Here is an 18,903-nt window from a genome sequence, read left to right on the forward strand (position 1 = left end):
AACCGTGGTGTAGTTGGCCTAACATGCCTGCCTGTCACGCAGGAGATCGCGGGTTCGAATCCCGTCGGTTCCGCCATTATCATGGATAAACTTATATGGCTCGGTAGCTCAGTCGGTAGAGCAAAGGACTGAAAATCCTTGTGTCGGGGGTTCGATTCCCTCCCGCGCCACCATTTAATACAACTTAATACGCCGGTGTAGCTCAATTGGTAGAGCAACTGACTTGTAATCAGTAGGTTGGGGGTTCAAGTCCTCTCGCCGGCACCATCCTCGGAGGCTTAGCGAAGTGGCCAAACGCATCAGACTGTAAATCTGCTCACGTACGTGTTCGGTGGTTCGAATCCATCAGCCTCCACCATTTTTAGGGGCATAGTTTAAAGGTAGAACAACGGTCTCCAAAACCGTTGGTGTGGGTTCAATTCCTGCTGCCCCTGCCAAACTAATTTCATAAGCTTAATATGGCGGCCGTGGCGAAGGGGTTAACGCACCGGATTGTGGTTCCGGCATTCGTGGGTTCGAGACCCATCGGCCGCCCCATTTCTTTTGAAATTGTTAATTGATCTGAGATCTACTAACTTCATATGGCGACTGTGGCGAAGGGGTTAACGCACCGGATTGTGGTTCCGGCATTCGTGGGTTCGAGACCCATCAGTCGCCCCATTTCTTTAAACTTAATATTGGGGATTAGCCAAGCGGTAAGGCAACGGACTTTGACTCCGTCATTCATAGGTTCGATTCCTATATCCCCAGCCATTAATGCGGACGTGGCTCAGCGGTAGAGCATCGCCTTGCCAAGGCGAGGGTCGCGGGTTCGATTCCCGTCGTCCGCTCCATTTACATGGCGCCATAGCCAAGTGGTAAGGCAAAGCTCTGCAAAAGCTTTATCCCCAGTTCGAGTCTGGGTGGCGCCTCCATTTTTATTAAGAACTAATTCATATGTATGTGCCGGCGTGGCGGAATGGCAGACGCGCTCGACTCAAAATCGAGTGGGAAACCGTGGAGGTTCGAGTCCTCTCGCCGGTATACTTAAAGGGTTTATAAATTTGCTGATCAGCAGATTTATAAACCCTTTTTTATGATTTTAATATAATTTTGAATAAATTATTAGTGATATTATTATATGATTATGGAGGAACATTTGGACAGGATCTTTTATTGCAAAAGCACCGGAACTTTAAGAGTCCTATTGGGAGTCATAGGGAGTTCCTTAGGATTGATGGAGTTTTATGAACTTTACACGTCTCAAAAAACCCGTAAAAACCTTGAGTCTAAAGGTCTTTACGGGTTTAGTATTTAGTAGCGTCTTTATGGAAGCTTGTTGCCGGCCGCGCGGTAAATTTCATACCATTCTTCTCTGGATAGGGTAATGTCCGAAGCCTTTGCAATATCCAGCAGGCGCTGAGTATTGGTAGTTCCTACAATCGGTTGCATCTTGGCAGGATGTCTTAAGAGCCAGGCGATAGCGATGGCGGTATCGGCAACGCCTTTTTCGTCAGCTAAACGGTCAATGACCTGGTTCAGTTCTGGGAACTTGTCATTGCCCAAGAATACGCCTTCAAAGAATCCGTATTGGAATGGTGACCAAGGCTGAATGGTCATGTCGTGCAGACGGCTGTATTCCAGAATACCTCCATCATGAACCACTGAAGCGGAGTTGGTCATATTGACGTTGAAGCCGGAATCTATCATGCCGGAAACCATGATGCTTAGCTGCAGCTGATTAAATAGCAGTTTTTGTTTTACATTTTTTTTGAGCAGCTCAATTTGTAGGGGGTTCAGGTTGCTGACACCGAAGTGTTTAACCAAGCCTTTTTGCTCCAGATAATCGAAGGCTTCCGCCACTTCTTCCGGCTCCATTAAGGTGTCAGGACGATGCAGGAGTAGTACATCCACATAATCGGTTTTAAGGCGTTTCAGGCTGTTCTCAACGGATGAGACAATATGCTCCTTGGAGAAGTCAAAAAAACCATTGCGGATGCCGCATTTGGTCTGAATCATCAGCTTTTCGCGCATGCCTGGGCTGTTCGCTACAACTTCACCAAATACCTCTTCGGCCTTGCCGGCGGCATAAATGTCTGCATGGTCAAAAAAATCAATGCCTGCTTCAAGGGCACTGTGAATATGGACGTCAGCTTCTTTGGGAGACAATTCGGCAATCCGCATACATCCTAATGAGATTTGGGCAACCTCGAGTGTACCGTTACCCACGTTAATTGTTTTTACCATTAATTATTCACTCCTTAAAATGTAAGGTACAGTATAGTATAAAGTGTAGACCTTAGAGCTAGGTGTAAGTCAACAGTTTTGTTAGCGCTCTTTTCATAGATTCATATTGGTGGTAATTTAGAAATAGATCAACTTGCCGGGCTGAGTCGGCGGAATGGGGCAGAGATATGGGTTACAGCATCAAAACAATAGCACAAAAAAGCGGACTAAGCCAATATACGCTGCGTTATTACGAAAGAGAGGGTGTCCTGCCTGTTGTAGCGCGGGATGAGCACGGTAACCGTTGCTTTCAGGACGAAGATTTGGAGCTGATCTCGCTGATCTGCTGTTTGAAGGACACAGGGATGCCGATTGCCGATATTAAGCAGTTTATTGCATTATCCCAAGAAGGGACAGGAGCACTGCCAGACCAACGGAAGCTGCTCCAGGCGCATAAGCTGCAGATTGATGAGAAAATCAAGTTTTTTCAAAGCTTTGCGCAAAAGGTTGAACATAAAATCGCTTATTTTGCCTCGTTGGAGAAGGAAGCGGAAAAGCAGGGAGCCGGGAAGTAGGCGTGATTACTGGAGTATCTAGTCTAGACTAGACTATTTTACATTTACCCAGGTTATAAGAGGTATGAATAGGGGGTATTGTTCACCATGCAGTGTTGGCGGACGAATGCTCTCTGTCAAATCCCTTTTGTGATCCTGGGCTTTTTGGCGTACGCGGAAATCAGGCTCAAAAATAATGAAGCATAATGTAGATTGTAAATTAATGTGCTTAGTATGGGGGTTCAACCGAAAGCTTCCAGCTTAAAAGATTTAAGCATGGTACGGTCCGTTAGCCCGGTGAAATGTATCCGTAGAGAAAATAGGGCAAGTCTGCTTTTATCCAATTACTATCCGTTTATCATGTTATAACCGGAAAGCTACAGCACAGAGAGACGTTAATAGTCCGGCTACTTCATGATTCAGCAGCTTGCAGATTATAGAGATCATTACTGCTGTTAATACATCACTGTATAAAGCAGTCAAGAGAAGCGCTGGCGGTATTGGCGCGGAGAAAGGCCTTCCAGCTTCATAAAGCTGGCGCTGAAATAAGGCGCCTGGTTGAAGCCGACCTCTTCGGCAATCCGTGCAATGGGGAAGCTGGTCTGCATCAGCAGCAGCTTGCTCTGCTCAATGCGGTAGCGGATTAGATACTCAATGGGTGAGCAGCCGTATTCCCTGTTCATGCACCGGGCGATGTAGACCGGATGGAAGTTAAGGCTCTCTCCGAGTCTTGCGGTGGTGATCTCCTCACGGTAATGTGTCCGGAGGAAGGAGGCAGCCTGTTCAGCACAAGCGGTAGACTGGGAGCCGGTACGGTCTTGCTCATTGGAAGCTGCAAGTTGCTGAAGGATTTCCTGAAAAAGGATTTGCTGTCTGAAGCGGACAGCGGTTAGATGGGCATTGCTTTTGAGCTGCTCCAGCTGGAGCAGCAGCTCCTCTATTCTGGCAGGCTGGAGTAGGGTGATGAACTGGGAGAGACGCAGGGTGAACGGACCGATCCCGAAGTAGGCTGCAGGAAGGGGCTCTGTGGACGCAAGCAATCCGCCAGGCTCGTGGAGCGCGGGAGATGAACCGGCCTGGGCAGGCTCACTGGATTTACGAGGCATAACCTTTGCAGCGTGTTTGCTCAATACATTGGAATCATCCATTAGAGCAAGTCCCTCTGTGGCAGATTCGTTCATAAGAGAGGGAGATGAGCTGTTCAGTATACGCCAATAGCCGGAGGTCTGGAAATGCAGCCAATAATAGGCCGTATCTTCACGGCAGCCCTTACTCCCATAGTGATGACTATCCGGACGCAGGAGCAGCGCCTCGCCTGCATTCACTGTAAAGCTGCGATCCTCCTCACCAATGTACAGGCAGCCCTGGCGGACGATCAGCAGATCGAACACCTGAATATGCTGACGGTTCGGATGAAGATAGCCGGGCTGGCATTGATTAAGTCCGCTGATAATGTAATGCGGTAATGGCGGCACGGTAAATTCTAGAACATCCATAGCTTGTCTCTCCCCAATAAAGGTTTAGATATTGAAAGTTTAGGTTTCGTATGTGGTACATTTTTCAGAGTATATCACCTATAATTTACTTCTGACAAGATGAATGGTACCAAAGTAGGCGAATAATTCAAGTGAGTAGGTACATCATGGGAGGGTTGATTTCGTGAAATCTATAACCGGGAAATCCGGTCTGTGGATGCTGGCCTGGCCGATCTTCATCGAGATATTTCTGCAGACACTGCTGGGAACCGTGGACACGATTATGGTCAGCCGGATTTCGGATAATGCGGTTGCGGTTGTAGGTATTTCCAATCAGCTGTTCGGTGCATTGACCACACTCTTCACCACCTTGGCCGGTGGGGCGGGAATTCTGATTGCCCAGCGTCTGGGTTCGGGGCGCTCAGAGGAAGCTCGTACGATTGCTATTATGGGGGTGACTTCCAGCAGTATCCTGGGCCTCGGCGTTAGCCTCCTATTGTTCCTATACTCTGGTCCCACAGCCCGGCTGCTGCATATCTCCGGTGAGCTGCTGCCTCTTGCCCATGTCTATCTTACTTATGTGGGGGGCGGGTTGTTCATGGTCGGGATGACCGTTGCCCTGGGTTCGGCGATCCGCAACACCGGAAATACTCGGGGGCCGATGTATACAGGAGTAGCTGTAAATATTATTCATATTGTTCTTAACTATCTGCTGATCTTTGGAGTGTTCGGGCTGCCGGAGCTGGGCCTGGCTGGCATCGCAGTGTCCAATATAATCAGCCGGATGCTGGGTGTCTTAATTCTGCTGTATATGTTCAGCCAATCTTTTGAACGAACGATCCGGCTGCGGGATTTCCGGATTTTCAATCAGAAGCTGTTCGGAGAGATCGTCCGGATCAGCTGGCCCCTGGGTCTCAATTCATCCGCATGGGTGTTGTCACAACTGGTGATTTATTCTTTTATGGCGATACTGGGAGCAAAAGAACTGGCTGCCCGCACCTATCTGAATACGCTGGAATCCTTCTGCTTCACCTTGGGTTATGCCGTAGCAATGGCCGGGCAGATTCAGCTTGCACATCTCTTCGGGGCAAAACAGACGCAGGAGGTATATAGAGGGGCTTACCGCACGCTATATATTGGGCTGGCCATTGTAAGTGCCAACGTGCTGCTGCTGTTTGTGTTCGGGCGGACGCTGCTGGGATTCTTCACCAGTGATGAGGCGATTATCTCGATTGGAGTATCGCTACTGTCCCTTAATCTGCTGCTTCAGCCCTGCAAAATGTTGAATATGGCCATGGGTAATTCCCTGAATGCGATTGGGGACACCCGCTATACCATGTATGTCTCCATCTGCTCCATGTCGCTCATTGGCGTGGGTTGCTCCTACTTACTGGGGATCAATGCCGGCTGGGGTCTTACAGGCATCTACTGCTGTATGATTGCCGATGAAGCGGCAAGAGGGTTGCTGGTGCTGCGGCGCTGGCGGAAGCGGAAGGTGCTGAGCGAGGCAGAACGTCGAATGGATGAGGAAACGCCGGGGCTGGCGGCGAAGCGAGGCCGTACTCTTTTCGTGGAATCCTAGATTAGTTATGCAGTTGGTCTTCTATACCAAGCTCCGAAACTGTCCTGAATAGGAGAGTTTACGGGGCTTTTTGCTGTTCTAGCTTCGATTCCTCCACATAAGTCAGAAATGTTCACTAGGCGGTAGTTCACATTATACAGGAATACCCTTAAGCTGCACTGTTCACCCTTCAAGGTGTCTTCTATACTCAAAACATACATTGGATGGAGCTGCTGAACACAGCTTAAGGCGTCCAAGCGGAGGTGGAGGCTATGTACCGCCGCAAATTATTTTATATAGGGGTATAGGAGGGTGAAGGCTTTGAGATACCGCAAACGTAAGAGCGGAATACCGCTCGCCATTGAGCTTCCTATTAAAGGGGCAGGGTTACCGTCCGAGAGGGGAGCTTGGACTGAGAATAAGAAAAAGAAAGGTTTTCTGCATGAGCTGGTCCATAACCGGGTTCTTTTTCTGATGCTGCTGCCTACACTGCTGTTCTTTCTGGTCAATTCGTATTTTCCGATGGTGGGTGTGTATTACGCGTTTACTCAGTTTGACTTCAATTCCGGCCTGTTCGATGCGCCCTTTGTGGGTCTCAAAAACTTCGAATTTCTCTGGAAGTCCGGTACACTGGTGAAGCTTACACTCAATACAATCGGTTATAATCTGGCGTTTATCCTGCTGGGGAATGTGCTGGCCATTGTGTGTGCGATTCTGCTCAGTGAGCTGCGTGTGAAATGGTTCAAAAAAGTGACTCAATCCATCATGTTCCTGCCGTATTTTGTCTCTTTCGTTATTCTGAGTGTTATCGTATACAACGTGTTCAATTATGATAACGGTTTCTTAAATACGCTGCTGGCTCAGTTCGGAGCGGGACCTGTCGATGTCTACAACAAACCGACGGTCTGGATCTTCCTGATCATTCTATTTTACCTCTGGAAAAATCTTGGTTACAGCATGGTCATTTACCTCGCTTCCATTACAGGGATCAGTGAAGAGTATTATGAAGCAGCCAAAATTGACGGTGCTCATATTTTTCAGCGGATCTGGTATATCACGGTGCCGATGCTGAAATCGACCTTTGTGGTGCTGCTGTTGTTCTCGCTGGGAAGTATTATGAAAGGGCAGTTTGACCTCTTTTATCAGCTGATCGGTAATAACGGGGTGCTCTATAATACTACGGACATTCTGGATACGTATGTGTTCCGCTCGCTCAAGGTTACCTTTGACATCGGAATGGCGACGGCTGCAGGGCTGTACCAATCGCTGTTCGGCTTCATTCTGATCATGACGGTCAACTACATTATCCGAAAAATAAACGATGATTACGCTCTGTTCTAGGATGTGCTGAACACGATACGGAAGGAGAAATAGAGTATGCATATCAAGGACGATCCATACACAAGGATGCTGCAGGGCCTAGCCTACACAGTTATTATTCTCGGCTCGCTGGCCTGTCTGATTCCATTCCTGCTGATTATTTCGGCATCCTTGACGGCCAATGATTCGATCATTAAGGATGGTTATCATCTGATACCGGCGCAGTTCTCGCTGGAGGGCTATAAAACGGTGTTTACCTTCCCTGACGAGGTGCTGCGTGCATATGGGGTAACATTGTTCACTACGGTGACGGGTACGACACTTGGGCTGTTTTTTATGACTATGGCCGGATATGTGCTGGCCCGCAAGGATTTCAAGTACCGTAATACTTTTTCATTCTACATTTACTTCACCACCCTGTTCGGCGGGGGGCTGGTACCCTGGTACATTATGATGACTAAATATCTGCATCTTACCGATTCATATGGGGCGCTGATTTTTCCGGGGCTGATGACGCCCTTCCTGATCATTCTGATGAAGAACTTCATCCGTTCGGCCGTTCCTGAGGAGCTGTTCGAATCCGCCAAGATTGACGGAGCGGGTGATTTCAAAATCTATTGGAGGATTGTGCTCCAGCTATCGATGCCCGGCATCGCCACAGTCGGCCTGTTTCTCGCATTGGCTTACTGGAACGACTGGTTCTCGTCTTCGCTGTTCATCAATGATCCGCATAAATATCAGCTGCAGTTCCATCTGTACAATGTAATCAACTCGGCCGCTTTCATTGCCAATATGGGTGCGGGTACCGGCGTTAGCTTGGGCAGCGATTTGCCCACCGAATCGACCAAGATGGCGATGGCCATCGTCGTTACCGGACCCATTCTGTTTCTGTACCCGTTCATTCAGCGTTATTTTGTAAAGGGCTTGACCATTGGGGCTGTAAAAGGTTAGAACCGTATGGCAGAAAGCACCATTACCATGCATCTGTTATTCGGCTAACATAGAGTCATACCATTTAGGAGGGTTCATATGAAAAAGAAAGCAGGCAGAAAAACTCTGGTAACGCTTACAACGACTGCGCTGGCCCTATCACTTCTTGCGGGATGCGGCGGCAACAACGGCAACAGTAACAGTAATGCTAACAAAGACAGCGCGGGTACGGAGGGCAAGAGCAATACTGCCGTCACAACAGATGGCAACACGGCCGCAGCTGAACCCGGAATCGACACCTCGAAGAAGGTGGAACTGCAGTTCTACATGCTTGGCGACGCTCCGAAGGATCTGCCGGCCATCCAGGCCGAAGTCAATAAAATGGCTCAGGAAGATTTGAATGCTACCGTGAAGTTCAATTATACAAGCTGGACGGACTGGGATCAGAAATATAAGCTGCTGCTGTCATCCGGCCAGGCGATTGATCTGATTTTTACAGCGGACTGGACTCAATATCAGTCATATGCCAAACGCGGTGCGTTCCTGGCAATTGATGATCTCCTGCCCAAGGCTGCACCGGAGCTGCAAAAATTCGTTCCTGAATCGATGTGGGAGGATGTTAAGGTAGACGGTAAAATCTATACGGTTCCTGCCACGTTTAAAGAATACGTAACTAACGGTTTTGTATACCGTGAGGATCTGCGCAAGAAATATAATCTTCCCGTCCCGGCAGATCTGACCAGCTATGAGGCCTATATGGACGGTATCGTTAAAAATGAACCTGATATGATGCCTATGTCCCTGAACAGTGATGTAGGAAATAATCTGCATTACATTTATACGGAGCTGAACAAAATGGTGGGTGCTCTGCCTTACGGTATGGGCGTGAAGTATGAAACTCCTACCACCGTCTACTCCTACTGGGGCTCCGATGAGCAAAAAGAAGAGCTGAAGACCATGAAGCGCTGGGCGGACAAAGGCTTCATTCCTAAGAACGTGCTGAACATCAAGGATACGATGCAAGACCCGGTTACTTCCGGTAAAGCGGCCAGCATGTTCGGTGACAACCCTAACCGTTTTAACGATATGAAGATGAAGATCAGTACAACACATCCTGACTGGGAGCTTGCCTATTCTCCTTTCGGAAGAACAACAGGCTATGCTACACCGGTACATCCGATACACAATGGGTTTGCGATTCCGAAGAGCAGCAAAAATCCGGAAAGAGCACTCGCCTTCTATCAGAAGATGGTCCTGGACAAACGGTATAACCAGCTGACTCAATACGGTATTGAAGGCAAGAATTACACTGTAGAAGACGGTTATTACAAACTGGTGGGCACGAGTACCTCCAATGGCTTCTCCCGTGAGGGTATGAACGGCTGGGCATGGAGAAATCCAGAATTCATGCTGTTCGACAAAGGATTTGACGGGGTAAAGGCGATTTTCGACGAACTCGACAAAATTCAGAAGCCGGACTTATTCCTGGGATTTGCGGAGGACTACACGTCGTATCAGGCAGAGAAAGCGGCACTGGAGCAAGTAGAGAAGCAGTACCTGTATCCATTGGAAGCGGGACTGGTAGCGGATGTAGACAAAGGTCTGGAAACCTTCATGCAGAAGGCCAAACAGGCCGGTCTGGAAAAGATTCAGACGGAATGGACGAAGCAGTGGAATGCTTATACTGCTGAAAAAGGCATTAAATAGAGGAGGGCCCCGCAAGCCTGTTGGCTGCGGGGCTTTTTTTTGCTGTTTGGAGGTTAGAGGAATTGGGGGAACATAATCGGTTCTGGCCGTAACTGCGGGGAATGTTTGGACTTCCGGCCGCTGTTAGGTTTGGATTTCCTCATTCATACCGCGCTTGCGGTAGAAATCCAAACCTAAAGGCGGACGCTATCGCTCCTACAGTTCCAAACTTCCCCTTCGTTACTCTAACCTTAATGGTTTCGCCAAGTTCATCTAACCAGAGCGGGAAGTCCTTTGTCATCTTTCGGGACAAAAGGAGGAGTAAGTAAAGAGCCTGTCTCCGGGAATTGGAGACAGGCTGATATAGAAAGGCGGGAGACTCATATCCTTTATTTCATCTTCCTAGTCATACCCACCGTCTTAGCAGGTGGGTATGACTATTGGACTGCAAAAGCCTCCAGGGTTGCTGCCAAATCTTTGAACTCATCGTCTATTGGATTTACATGTTTCTCCATAAACCTTAAAGCTAGTAGACGGCAGGTTTGCTTGTGCTCTGAAGTCAGGATTCCTGCGAAATACAGAGCTTCCACATAATAATTAACTAGTAAATAATCTTCGGAAGTCCAGTCGTTTCGGTTAGTCAGCAATAGCAGACGCTGAAGGGCTTCATCTGCTAAAGCACTTCCTAAGTACTCCATCTGAAGGAAGATATCGTAGGGGGAGCGGAAAAGCGTATATGGAAATACCGAGCTATACCCATCTTGTACCGCATCCAGCCAATAATCCAGGTATTGAGCTGCCGTCATACCCACATTTTTATTGACCTTTTCCTCAAATAGTTTGTCTTTTTCCTGCATGTCTGGAAACACGTTGTAGAATAGTTCCAGATTGATCGTTTTGCGCATAATTAAGCTGTAGTCGAGGCTGTAATCTCCAATTGAAGAGAAGGCTATAAACTGATTCGTACGATTCAGCGTGGCAAAGGCATCTTCGGCAATCAACTGCTGCATGGCTTTTAAGAAAAGAACATAATATCCATCCTCAATAATTCCTGCCTCAAAAGCGATTAAAGGGCGGTCGCTTACATCCAGGGGTGTTACTTCATCCACGAACGAAGGATAATCACTCAGATTTCGGAAGTGGGTCAGAATCTCACCCGCGGGTCCCATCTCTTCGGGCCAGAAGGAGAAGCTGAAGTCTCCCAAATTATACTTCAAGGAATTATTTTCTTTATAGTTAGGATATTTCGATTGATAATCCTTAAAGGTTTGTCCATATGCAGAAATTGTATTCATATACACATGAACTCCCTTATACTCGTCGGTGCTTAGGGCGAAGGCATATACATCCTGGTTGTCGGGCCCCTCCGCAAAAGTACGGATGACTTTTCTACAGCTCTCAACCAGAGCAATTATAAATCTATCAGCATCAATGATTATTGTATTTACAGGTCTCTCCCTGCTGAATCTAACGTTGTCATCTTCGCAAATCAAATAGTAGCCAGGCTTGTTAATCGGAGTCCGCTCCTCCAGAATTCTGCCGAGTTTGGAACAGTAGGTATTCAATCTTATTTTCCTCTCTGTTATATGTTGGAATATCAAATAAATATTTCTTCGTTATATGGGTATTACCTCTTTTTGGTACAAAATAGTCAGGTAGTCCCGCTCTGTATTTGCTTAAGTCTCTTACGCATTCTTGGAGCGGCGGTAGTCGGTTGGGGTGGTGCCGAAGCTGCGCTTGAACATCCGGTGCAGGTAGGAGCTGCTGGTGAAGCCGCAGCGTTCGGCGATGGTGGTCACAGGCAGGTCGGTATTCTCCAGCAGGCTGCAGACTTCGCTCATCCGCACTTCCAGAATGACATCCACGATGCTGGTTAATGTCTGCTGCTTATATAAGCGGCTGATATAAATCGGTGACATATCCAGTTCGTCTGCAATCTGGTTGAGGCTTAGGCTGGGCTCCATATAGTTCTCCTTAATTTTTTGATTGATCAGGAGGACAAGGTCATGCTGCTTAGAGCTTTTTTTCTCGGCCAGCTGTTCATGCATTTCACTAAAAAGAGCGAAAAAAGCCTGTTCCAGCTCATCGACTGTTTCAACCAAATCCAAAGTGGGCAGTTCAATGGTCCCTTCATTTTGTAAACGGTTACGTTTCTGGACGGTGATGATAATCTCTTTGATGGTCACACTGAGTCTGGATACGGTCAGCTGTACCGATGAGAACGGATAAGCTGATAACTCACGGAGAATGCTGCTGAAATGTTCCCGGGCCTCTTCTATTTTGCCGCTCATCAGTGCATCGACGAGTCTTTTCTCTTTTTCGGTAGGATAGTGATAAAGGTTAGCTTGCAGGGCATTGATGGATTGTGCACTGATGATACAGCCATGACCATAGAACAGCCGGTGATTTGATGCTTCCCTAACCTGCTTATAGAGCTGGTGCAGCTGTTGGGGATTATGGTCAATATGACTGTAGGTAAGGGTCAGACTAATCTTCAAATAGTCGGAGCAAGCCTGCTGAATCTGGCGGAGCAGCGTCTCAATCAGCTCTGTGTCCGAATATTCCTTGGGATCCACAATATTCAATAGCAACAGAATACCGTCATCGTTCATATCCACGGTCTCAACCCGATAGGTCTGGCCGCAAACTTCTGAAGCGATATTCATAATGGCGAACTTGTAGGCTAGCAAATAGGAAGAACGGGATTCTCTGAACGCCTGATAATGGTCAATCCGCAGCAGAATCAAACGGTAATCATCATTAAAGGTAAAGTGGATGCCAAGCTGGCGCAGCTTCTCGACCTGCTGGATGGATTGCAGGGGCTTGAGGCCAAGGATCAAATCGCGCAGCGTATTTTGCCGGATCGTGAACATGCTATCCCGTTTTTCAGATTCCAGAATATTCATCTCTCGGACAATCCGGTCGATCGGCAGATACAGCCTGCGCGACATGAGCCAGGAGAAGGCGATGCCTCCTACGAAAATCAGCGCGGCAATCAGCAGTGTGGCGTTGCGGATGCTGTTGGTCTGCTTGGTGATGATATCATATGGCGTGATGCGCACGTACTGCCAGCTTAGAGCATCCTGCGAGGTATAAGAGATCAGTGAGTTGACCCCGCCGAATTTACCGATAAAAGAGCCGGATGACTGGCCCTGGATCCGGTGCTGAACCCAATTTGCTTCTATTGGAGACAATTCCTGCGGCTCGAGGCTACCTACGGACAGGAACTTTCCTTGATCAGCAAGAATAAAGGTGGCGCTCCTGGAGTCTATGGGACTGGTGATTTCTTTATTAATCCATGGCGCTGAAATGTTAACAATAACGGCTGAATTGATGGCCCGGTCCCAGCCAATGGCATCGTAGCACAGGAAGGTGTAGGCCCGGACCTGGTCATTCTCCGCAGCGCCATTAGAATACACGCGTGGAATGGGTGTGAACGGCTTATATTCCTGATAGTGATTCAGAATATCCAGAATGCTCGTATCCACTAATTCCTGCTCGGTAAATACACCGTTCTGGCCGTGAGACGAGGCGATATACAACTTTGCACTTTTGGGATTATAGACATAGATGGACTCGATATAGGGCATGGAGCTAAGGTAATTACCCAACTCGGACATGGCTGCCGTAACGTCATAGATATCCGGCTTGTCATAAAATACGATTTTGGAGACAGTGCTGTTGCGGTAGATTTGAAATGAAAGCGATTGCGCCGCATCGGTCATGTTGACTACCTCTTTGCTCGTTTGCGTGAGGTTGCTGAGGTCGGAGCGGAACGCCTGGTTTTTTTCTACGCCAATATAATAGTTGTAATAGATGATGGTGGAGACAAGGAAAGTTAAGGATACACATAACGTCATACTGACCAATATTTTGCTGTACAGCGCTCTTTTGTTGCCGATCTTGTTCAGTCTCATAAGCATCCCCCTGATTCACTGTGTATGGGTGTGATGATCACGCCTTCTCTCTACTGTTCACAGTATCAGTATAAGCTTCACACCGTGAACAGACCAGTGGAGCAAGAGGAGAATAGTGCACAAGTTGAAGATCAAGAGAGTGAACAAATCTAATATTGATGTACAAAAGCTACCTACTGCGCGGAAATATTGGCGGGTACACAATATTAACCAATTGTGCTAGGCTAATTAATGATTATTTGGCAGATATCACTCTATTATTCAGGATATGGAAGGGAGCGAGAAGATTGCTGAAGGTCATGCTGGTGGATGATGAGCCATGGGTGCTCGAAGGCTTAAGGACAATGGTGGACTGGGATAAATATGGGTTTGAAGTGTGCGGGGAATCTCTGAACGGCCCGGATGCGTTCCGGATGATTCAAGAGCTTCGGCCAGACTTGGTGCTGACAGATATTAATATTCCTGTGATGAACGGCCTGGAGCTGATCACGAGGCTGAATGAAAGGATGGCCAAGGCGCCGCGGTTTGTAATACTGAGCGGATACGACGACTTCAATTATGCCAAGACCGCCTTACGCCAACGGGTTGAACAATATTTGCTGAAGCCGATTGATGATGAGGAGATCGGAATTCTCCTGGATAAGCTTAGCCGAACGATCCGAAATGAAACCGCTTCCGAGATAGAACGGAGGAAGGAGCAGGCCTGCATCGCAAGTCATTTGCTCGGACGCTTCATTCAGGGGGAGTACAGCGAAGAATTGCGCAGACTCGCCCGGGATGTGCTACAGCTTGAAGAGGATACTGAATTGGTATGCATTCTGATTACAGCCGCTGCTTCCACGATCAATGCAGAACGGCGGCTGGAGCGAGGATTTCCCTGGGAAGGCAGTCATACGTTTCAGGATGGGTCGGGCCGGGCAGGACTGATCGTACAGTCCGCTGCCTTGTCTTCCGATGCGCTGGAAGGAGCTGTCAGTCTGCTGCAAAAGGAACTGGCAGAAGAACTTCAGGAGCCTGTTATCGTAATGGCCAGCGATCGGCTGACCGGTATTGCCGGAATCCGGCAGGGCTATCTGCAGACTCTTGAAGTGTGGAAGCTCAAGTACCAGAAAGAGCGCAGCGGGATTTTCCATTACAGGGATCTGAAGAAATGCTGGCCGGAGATAAGGAATCATGAAGAAGGCTTCGCAGCACTTGTGAACAAGGTAAAGGCGGGTGAAGCAGCGAAGCTGCAGGTTTCTGTCAAGGAGGCTTTTGCAGGGTTTGCCGGTAAGCTGTTCACGGTTGAAGAGGTACAGGCAGAAGTAGCCCATCTGGAAATGACTCTATGCCGCTACCTCAAGGAGATGAATGGTGATCCTGACATGGTGATGGGCCATCTTCAGATGGAATTCGGAAATCTCGGGGAGCTTGGTGACTATTTCCTGCTGAGCAGTTATGTGCACCGGTTGTGTACGGAGAGTGTTGCCTATCTGGCAGAATTGAAGCAGGCCAATGAAGGAAACACCATATTTAACGTCATACAGTATGTAGATCTTGAGTTCAGGGGGAAGCTGCAGCTTCAGGATCTGGCCAGGCAGTTTCACATGAATTCTACCTACCTGGGCCAATTGTTCCGTAAGGAGACCGGGCGCAGCTTCAGTGAATATGTGAATGAAAAGCGGATTGAAGCAGCCAAGGGCCTCCTCAAGCGGACACAGCTCAAAATATCGGATATCGCTCTGCAGGTTGGTTTTTCGAATACGGATTATTTTATAGAGAAATTCAAGGGAATGGTGGGAGTTCCGCCTTCCATATACAAACAGTCGGGTAAGCACAAGCAGCCCTAGGAAAGCCGGTGTATGCCATGGAGAAAAAAAGATTCCGATTTGCTCATTTCGTGAACGATATTCCGCTGAACTATAAATTTTTCCTGATTTACTTCGTGGGTGTGCTGTTGCCCATTATGATCATCAATCTGGTCTTTCTGGACCGGATCACGGATCTGATCCGATCCAGGGAACAGCAGAATCTGGAGATCTCACTGGAACGGGCACGGAAGGATATTCATGATTATATCGAGGGCGGGGTCGCAGTGGGCTACACTCTGTCCACGGACAAGAATCTGTATGAAATGCTGGACCAGAAGTACAAGGATCCCATCGATTTTTACAGTGCTTATGATGAACAGTTAAGGGACCGTTTGAACAGCTATATGCCGGTGAACAACCAGATTGAACGGATCACTGTATTTACGGACAACCGCACAATCGCATCCGGGGGTAACTATCAGATCATGAACAGCCAGGTCTTGACCAGTGACTGGTACAAGCAGCTACGGACTTCGCATAACCAGGTTATTGTGACTGCTTACCGTACGGGGGTGACTGGTAATGCATCCGCTTCCATTCCTGCTCTCAGTGTGGTTAAGACGATGAATAGCTTCCGCAATTACAATACATACCAGAAGCTGGTACGGATCGATCTGGACCTTACTGAAATCTATGATGTGATAGCTCGGGAAAAAGGTTATCTCAATCTGTATCTGGTCAACGAGCAGAATCAGATTGTCATGTCGGCGGACAGCGGCTACCAGAGGGTAACCGACGAGCCTTATCCGCTATTTAAACAGCTGGATGAAGGACCTAATGAGGATGTTCATATCGCGCCATTAGGCACAGCTAATTACCTGAAGGGCTGGAGGATTGTCGGCATCACCCAGGGGGAGCGGATTACGCAGGCAGTGCTGGATATGCGGCTATATGCTGCTTTTCTGGCGACCACGATTACACTGCTGACTAGCGGATTTATCTATGTGATGCTGAGATCTTATAACTACAGGGTCAAGCGTCTGTCCAGACATATGCAAAAGGTGACAAATGAGAAATTTGAGCTGATCCGCATCGACGAAGGACGCGACGAGATTGGAGGACTTATTCATAATTTCAACCGGATGACCACCCGGATTAATTCGCTGATCAATGACGTGTACAAGCTGGAAATCCAGAAAAAAAATCTGGAGATGGAACGTGTCCGGGCTGAACTTAATTTCCTCCAGAGTCAGATGAATCCTCATTTTCTGTTCAATACGCTGAATGCGATTTTGGTGGTCTGCACCAAAAACAATTACTCCGATGTGACGGATATTGTGAAAAGCTTGTCCAAGCTGCTCCGGAGGCTGCTTAGCTGGAAGGAGGACCTGGTGTCACTGGAGGAAGAATTAACGTTCATTGAGATGTATCTGAAGATCGAAAAGTTCAGGTTCAGAGATAAATTCGACTATGTGTTCGAAATCGATGAGCAGTCCAAAAGGTATAAAATTCCCAAGCTGAGCATGCAGCCACTGGTAGAGAATTCCTGCAAGCACGGGCTGCAGACCATTGAGGGTCTGGGGATCATCACGGTGAAAACGGCAGTAGAGGATAACCGCCTGCAAATTTCAGTCTCCGATAACGGCAAAGGTATAGAGGCCGGGCGACTCAAGGAGTTGTTAGATGCGATCAGGAACGAGGATTCTTCGGGTGTAAATGTCGGGCTGCGGAATGTGTACCGCAGACTGGAGCTGTATTACGAGGATCAGGTCCGATTCGAGATCATCAGCGCACCGGACCAGGGAACGGTCGTGACCTTCGGGATTCCGCTCCGGCTGCTGGAAAGATTGTACCCGTTTGAAGGTGAGGGAGGCGCATGAGGTATAAAGTGCTATTGATTGATGACGAACCCAGCAGTCTTGAGGGGCTGATGCTGTGGATTGACTGGGGGGCGCTGGGCTTCGAAATCTGCGGAACCTGCAGCAATGGCCGGGAAGGAATAGAGCAGATGCGGAAGCTGCAGCCGGATCTGGTGATAACGGATGTGAACATGCCTGTGATGAACGGCCTGGAGATGGTTGCCGCCTGGCGCCTGGAAGAACCAGTGAAGATCAGATTCGTCATATTAAGCGGGTACAGTGAGTTCGAGTATGCGCAGACGGCCATCCGGTATGGCATCCATCATTATTTGCTGAAACCGATATTTCCGGAAGAGACCGTGGAAGAGCTGATAGAAATTCATCAGGAGTTGGAACGGGAAAATCGCCAGCTTCTGCTGAATCAACTGGCTTCTTCCGAGACGGTAACAGCGGGAATGAAGAGGATGCTGCTAAATAAGCCGGATGACCTGCAGGTGCAGGCGCTTCCGGCGGGACTGCCTGAGGGGATGGAATGGTGGAACGTGCTGCTGCTTCAGACCATACCGGAGCTGTATCCCGAGCTGAGGGGCAGAGTGGCAGCTCTTGTCGCTGAACAACAAGCAATGTATTTAGTGGACCTGGAAGCAGGCAGCTTGGCTGTTGTATTCGGCTATGGAAACCGCTACCCGCACACTGCAGAGGATGTGTTAGCCCCGCTGCAGCAGGAATACACGGGCAAGCCCGTGTTCATCTCAATCGGAGCCGCAGGCAAATCTCCGAGGCACTTGGCAGACAGCTACCGGACAGCGAAAGAAGCGGGGCAGCATTTCTTTTACCGGACATTACCCGTCGGTTATATATCCTATCAGGAGATTAACGACAATCCGTTTAGCTATCACTATGACCATATCCAGCTGATGGATGCTATTCTGGCTCCGGTCAATACGCTGGATCTAGAGGGATTCAGGCAAGCGGTTAATTCGGCGGCCCATAGTTTTCGTGAACAGCATGTGGCGCCCGATGTCGTAAAAAAGCTGGTCATTCATCTGATGTACCAGATGGTCGGGCTCACCCCGGAAGGCGGAGAAGTGCGAAGGCCGCTCTTGCCGGTAAGCCTTGATGCTGCTGAAATACCGCATACTATGCTTAACTTAACCCGGTTAATGAAGCTGTTGTCTACCTGCGGGGAAGCCTGCATTGAACAGCTGATGCAGGCGCAGCGTCAGGGCTCCCATGGAATTGTTCAGGAGATTAATCACTATATCGGGGAGCATTACCGCGAAAGCCTGACGATACAGAAGCTGGCGGAGATTTTTTATCTGCATCCGGTATATCTTGGACAGCTTCTTCGCAAAAAGAACGGTATTCCTTTCAATGAGCAGCTGCACAATCTGCGGATTGAAAAGGCGGCGGTTCTGCTCCGGCAGAGTTCGCTGAAGCTCTCCGAAATTGCCGATCTGGTGGGATATGCGAATTATGGGCAGTTTCTGAAACAGTTTGAAAAGAAAATGGGCACCGGCCCCGGACAGTACCGTAATCCAAAGTCCTAAACTTTTTGGGGGGTATACCTTTAGTTCAGTCGTATTTTCGATCATGCAGCACCTCT

Annotated in this window: 12 protein-coding genes and 10 tRNA genes; 18 read left to right on the forward strand and 4 right to left on the reverse strand. The window is 48.4% G+C overall.

Annotation, left to right across the window (positions count from 1 at the left end):
• Positions 1-97: 97 nt before the first annotated feature.
• The 10 genes from ACAN54_RS19020 (at position 98) to ACAN54_RS19065 (ending at position 1,023) form a co-directional block, all read left to right on the forward strand.
• Positions 98-173, forward strand: a tRNA-Phe gene (locus ACAN54_RS19020).
• A gap of 18 nt (positions 174-191) precedes the next feature.
• Positions 192-267, forward strand: a tRNA-Thr gene (locus tag ACAN54_RS19025).
• A gap of 5 nt (positions 268-272) precedes the next feature.
• Positions 273-358 (forward strand) — tRNA-Tyr (locus ACAN54_RS19030).
• Between the two features lie 5 nt (positions 359-363).
• Positions 364-437 (forward strand) — tRNA-Trp (locus ACAN54_RS19035).
• Positions 438-461: 24 nt separating this feature from the next.
• A tRNA-His gene (locus tag ACAN54_RS19040) sits at positions 462-537 on the forward strand.
• Between the two features lie 47 nt (positions 538-584).
• Positions 585-660: transfer RNA gene (locus ACAN54_RS19045), tRNA-His, on the forward strand.
• An 18-nt stretch (positions 661-678) separates the two neighbouring features.
• A tRNA-Gln gene (locus ACAN54_RS19050) sits at positions 679-753 on the forward strand.
• A gap of 5 nt (positions 754-758) precedes the next feature.
• Positions 759-833: transfer RNA gene (locus ACAN54_RS19055), tRNA-Gly, on the forward strand.
• Positions 834-840: 7 nt separating this feature from the next.
• Positions 841-914, forward strand: a tRNA-Cys gene (locus ACAN54_RS19060).
• 30 nt (positions 915-944) lie between these two features.
• A tRNA-Leu gene (locus ACAN54_RS19065) sits at positions 945-1,023 on the forward strand.
• A gap of 282 nt (positions 1,024-1,305) precedes the next feature.
• Here ACAN54_RS19065 and ACAN54_RS19070 read toward each other — a convergent pair.
• Positions 1,306-2,226, reverse strand: a complete 921-nt coding sequence (locus ACAN54_RS19070; protein ID WP_379158791.1) for an aldo/keto reductase — start codon at positions 2,224-2,226, stop codon at positions 1,306-1,308.
• A gap of 167 nt (positions 2,227-2,393) precedes the next feature.
• Here ACAN54_RS19070 and ACAN54_RS19075 point away from each other — a divergent pair, with 167 nt between their 5' ends.
• Positions 2,394-2,780, forward strand: coding sequence for a MerR family transcriptional regulator (locus ACAN54_RS19075; protein WP_379158794.1), 387 nt, complete (start codon positions 2,394-2,396; stop codon positions 2,778-2,780).
• Positions 2,781-3,238: 458 nt separating this feature from the next.
• On the opposite strand, the gene ACAN54_RS19080 is transcribed toward ACAN54_RS19075, so the two are convergent.
• Positions 3,239-4,255, reverse strand: a complete 1,017-nt coding sequence (locus ACAN54_RS19080) for an AraC family transcriptional regulator (RefSeq protein ID WP_379158797.1) — start codon at positions 4,253-4,255, stop codon at positions 3,239-3,241.
• Between the two features lie 163 nt (positions 4,256-4,418).
• On the opposite strand from ACAN54_RS19080, the gene ACAN54_RS19085 reads away from it, so the two are divergent.
• The 4 genes from ACAN54_RS19085 (at position 4,419) to ACAN54_RS19100 (ending at position 9,752) form a co-directional block, all read left to right on the forward strand.
• A complete protein-coding gene (locus ACAN54_RS19085; protein ID WP_379158800.1) occupies positions 4,419-5,816 on the forward strand; it encodes an MATE family efflux transporter in 1,398 nt (465 codons plus the stop codon).
• Between the two features lie 453 nt (positions 5,817-6,269).
• A complete protein-coding gene (locus tag ACAN54_RS19090) occupies positions 6,270-7,136 on the forward strand; it encodes an ABC transporter permease (protein WP_379159850.1) in 867 nt (288 codons plus the stop codon).
• Between the two features lie 36 nt (positions 7,137-7,172).
• Positions 7,173-8,066, forward strand: a complete 894-nt coding sequence (locus ACAN54_RS19095) for a carbohydrate ABC transporter permease (protein WP_379158803.1) — start codon at positions 7,173-7,175, stop codon at positions 8,064-8,066.
• A 78-nt stretch (positions 8,067-8,144) separates the two neighbouring features.
• Positions 8,145-9,752 carry an extracellular solute-binding protein gene (locus ACAN54_RS19100; RefSeq protein WP_379158806.1) on the forward strand — a complete coding sequence of 536 codons (1,608 nt, stop codon included), beginning with the start codon at positions 8,145-8,147 and terminating at the stop codon, positions 9,750-9,752.
• 416 nt (positions 9,753-10,168) lie between these two features.
• Here the strand turns inward: ACAN54_RS19100 and ACAN54_RS19105 are convergent, their stop codons facing one another.
• On the reverse strand, positions 10,169-11,332 hold the full coding sequence (locus ACAN54_RS19105; RefSeq protein ID WP_379158809.1) for a DUF4303 domain-containing protein: 1,164 nt from the start codon (positions 11,330-11,332) through the stop codon (positions 10,169-10,171).
• An 84-nt stretch (positions 11,333-11,416) separates the two neighbouring features.
• Positions 11,417-13,648 carry a helix-turn-helix transcriptional regulator gene (locus tag ACAN54_RS19110; protein WP_379158812.1) on the reverse strand — a complete coding sequence of 744 codons (2,232 nt, stop codon included), beginning with the start codon at positions 13,646-13,648 and terminating at the stop codon, positions 11,417-11,419.
• 287 nt (positions 13,649-13,935) lie between these two features.
• Between ACAN54_RS19110 and ACAN54_RS19115 the strand changes: the two genes are divergently transcribed.
• The 3 genes from ACAN54_RS19115 to ACAN54_RS19125 are packed head-to-tail and all read left to right on the forward strand — an operon-like array spanning position 13,936 to position 18,847.
• Complete coding sequence (locus ACAN54_RS19115; RefSeq protein ID WP_379158815.1) at positions 13,936-15,477, forward strand: response regulator; 1,542 nt, start codon at positions 13,936-13,938, stop codon at positions 15,475-15,477.
• Between the two features lie 17 nt (positions 15,478-15,494).
• Positions 15,495-17,318 carry a sensor histidine kinase gene (locus tag ACAN54_RS19120; RefSeq protein ID WP_379158818.1) on the forward strand — a complete coding sequence of 608 codons (1,824 nt, stop codon included), beginning with the start codon at positions 15,495-15,497 and terminating at the stop codon, positions 17,316-17,318.
• The gene (locus tag ACAN54_RS19125; protein ID WP_379158821.1) at positions 17,315-18,847 is read left to right on the forward strand and encodes a response regulator; all 1,533 of its coding nucleotides are present in this window, start codon (positions 17,315-17,317) and stop codon (positions 18,845-18,847) included. Before ACAN54_RS19120 ends, ACAN54_RS19125 begins: the two co-directional genes overlap by 4 nt.
• The last annotated feature ends 56 nt before the right edge of the window (positions 18,848-18,903 follow it).

The organism is Paenibacillus diazotrophicus (assembly GCF_042610465.1).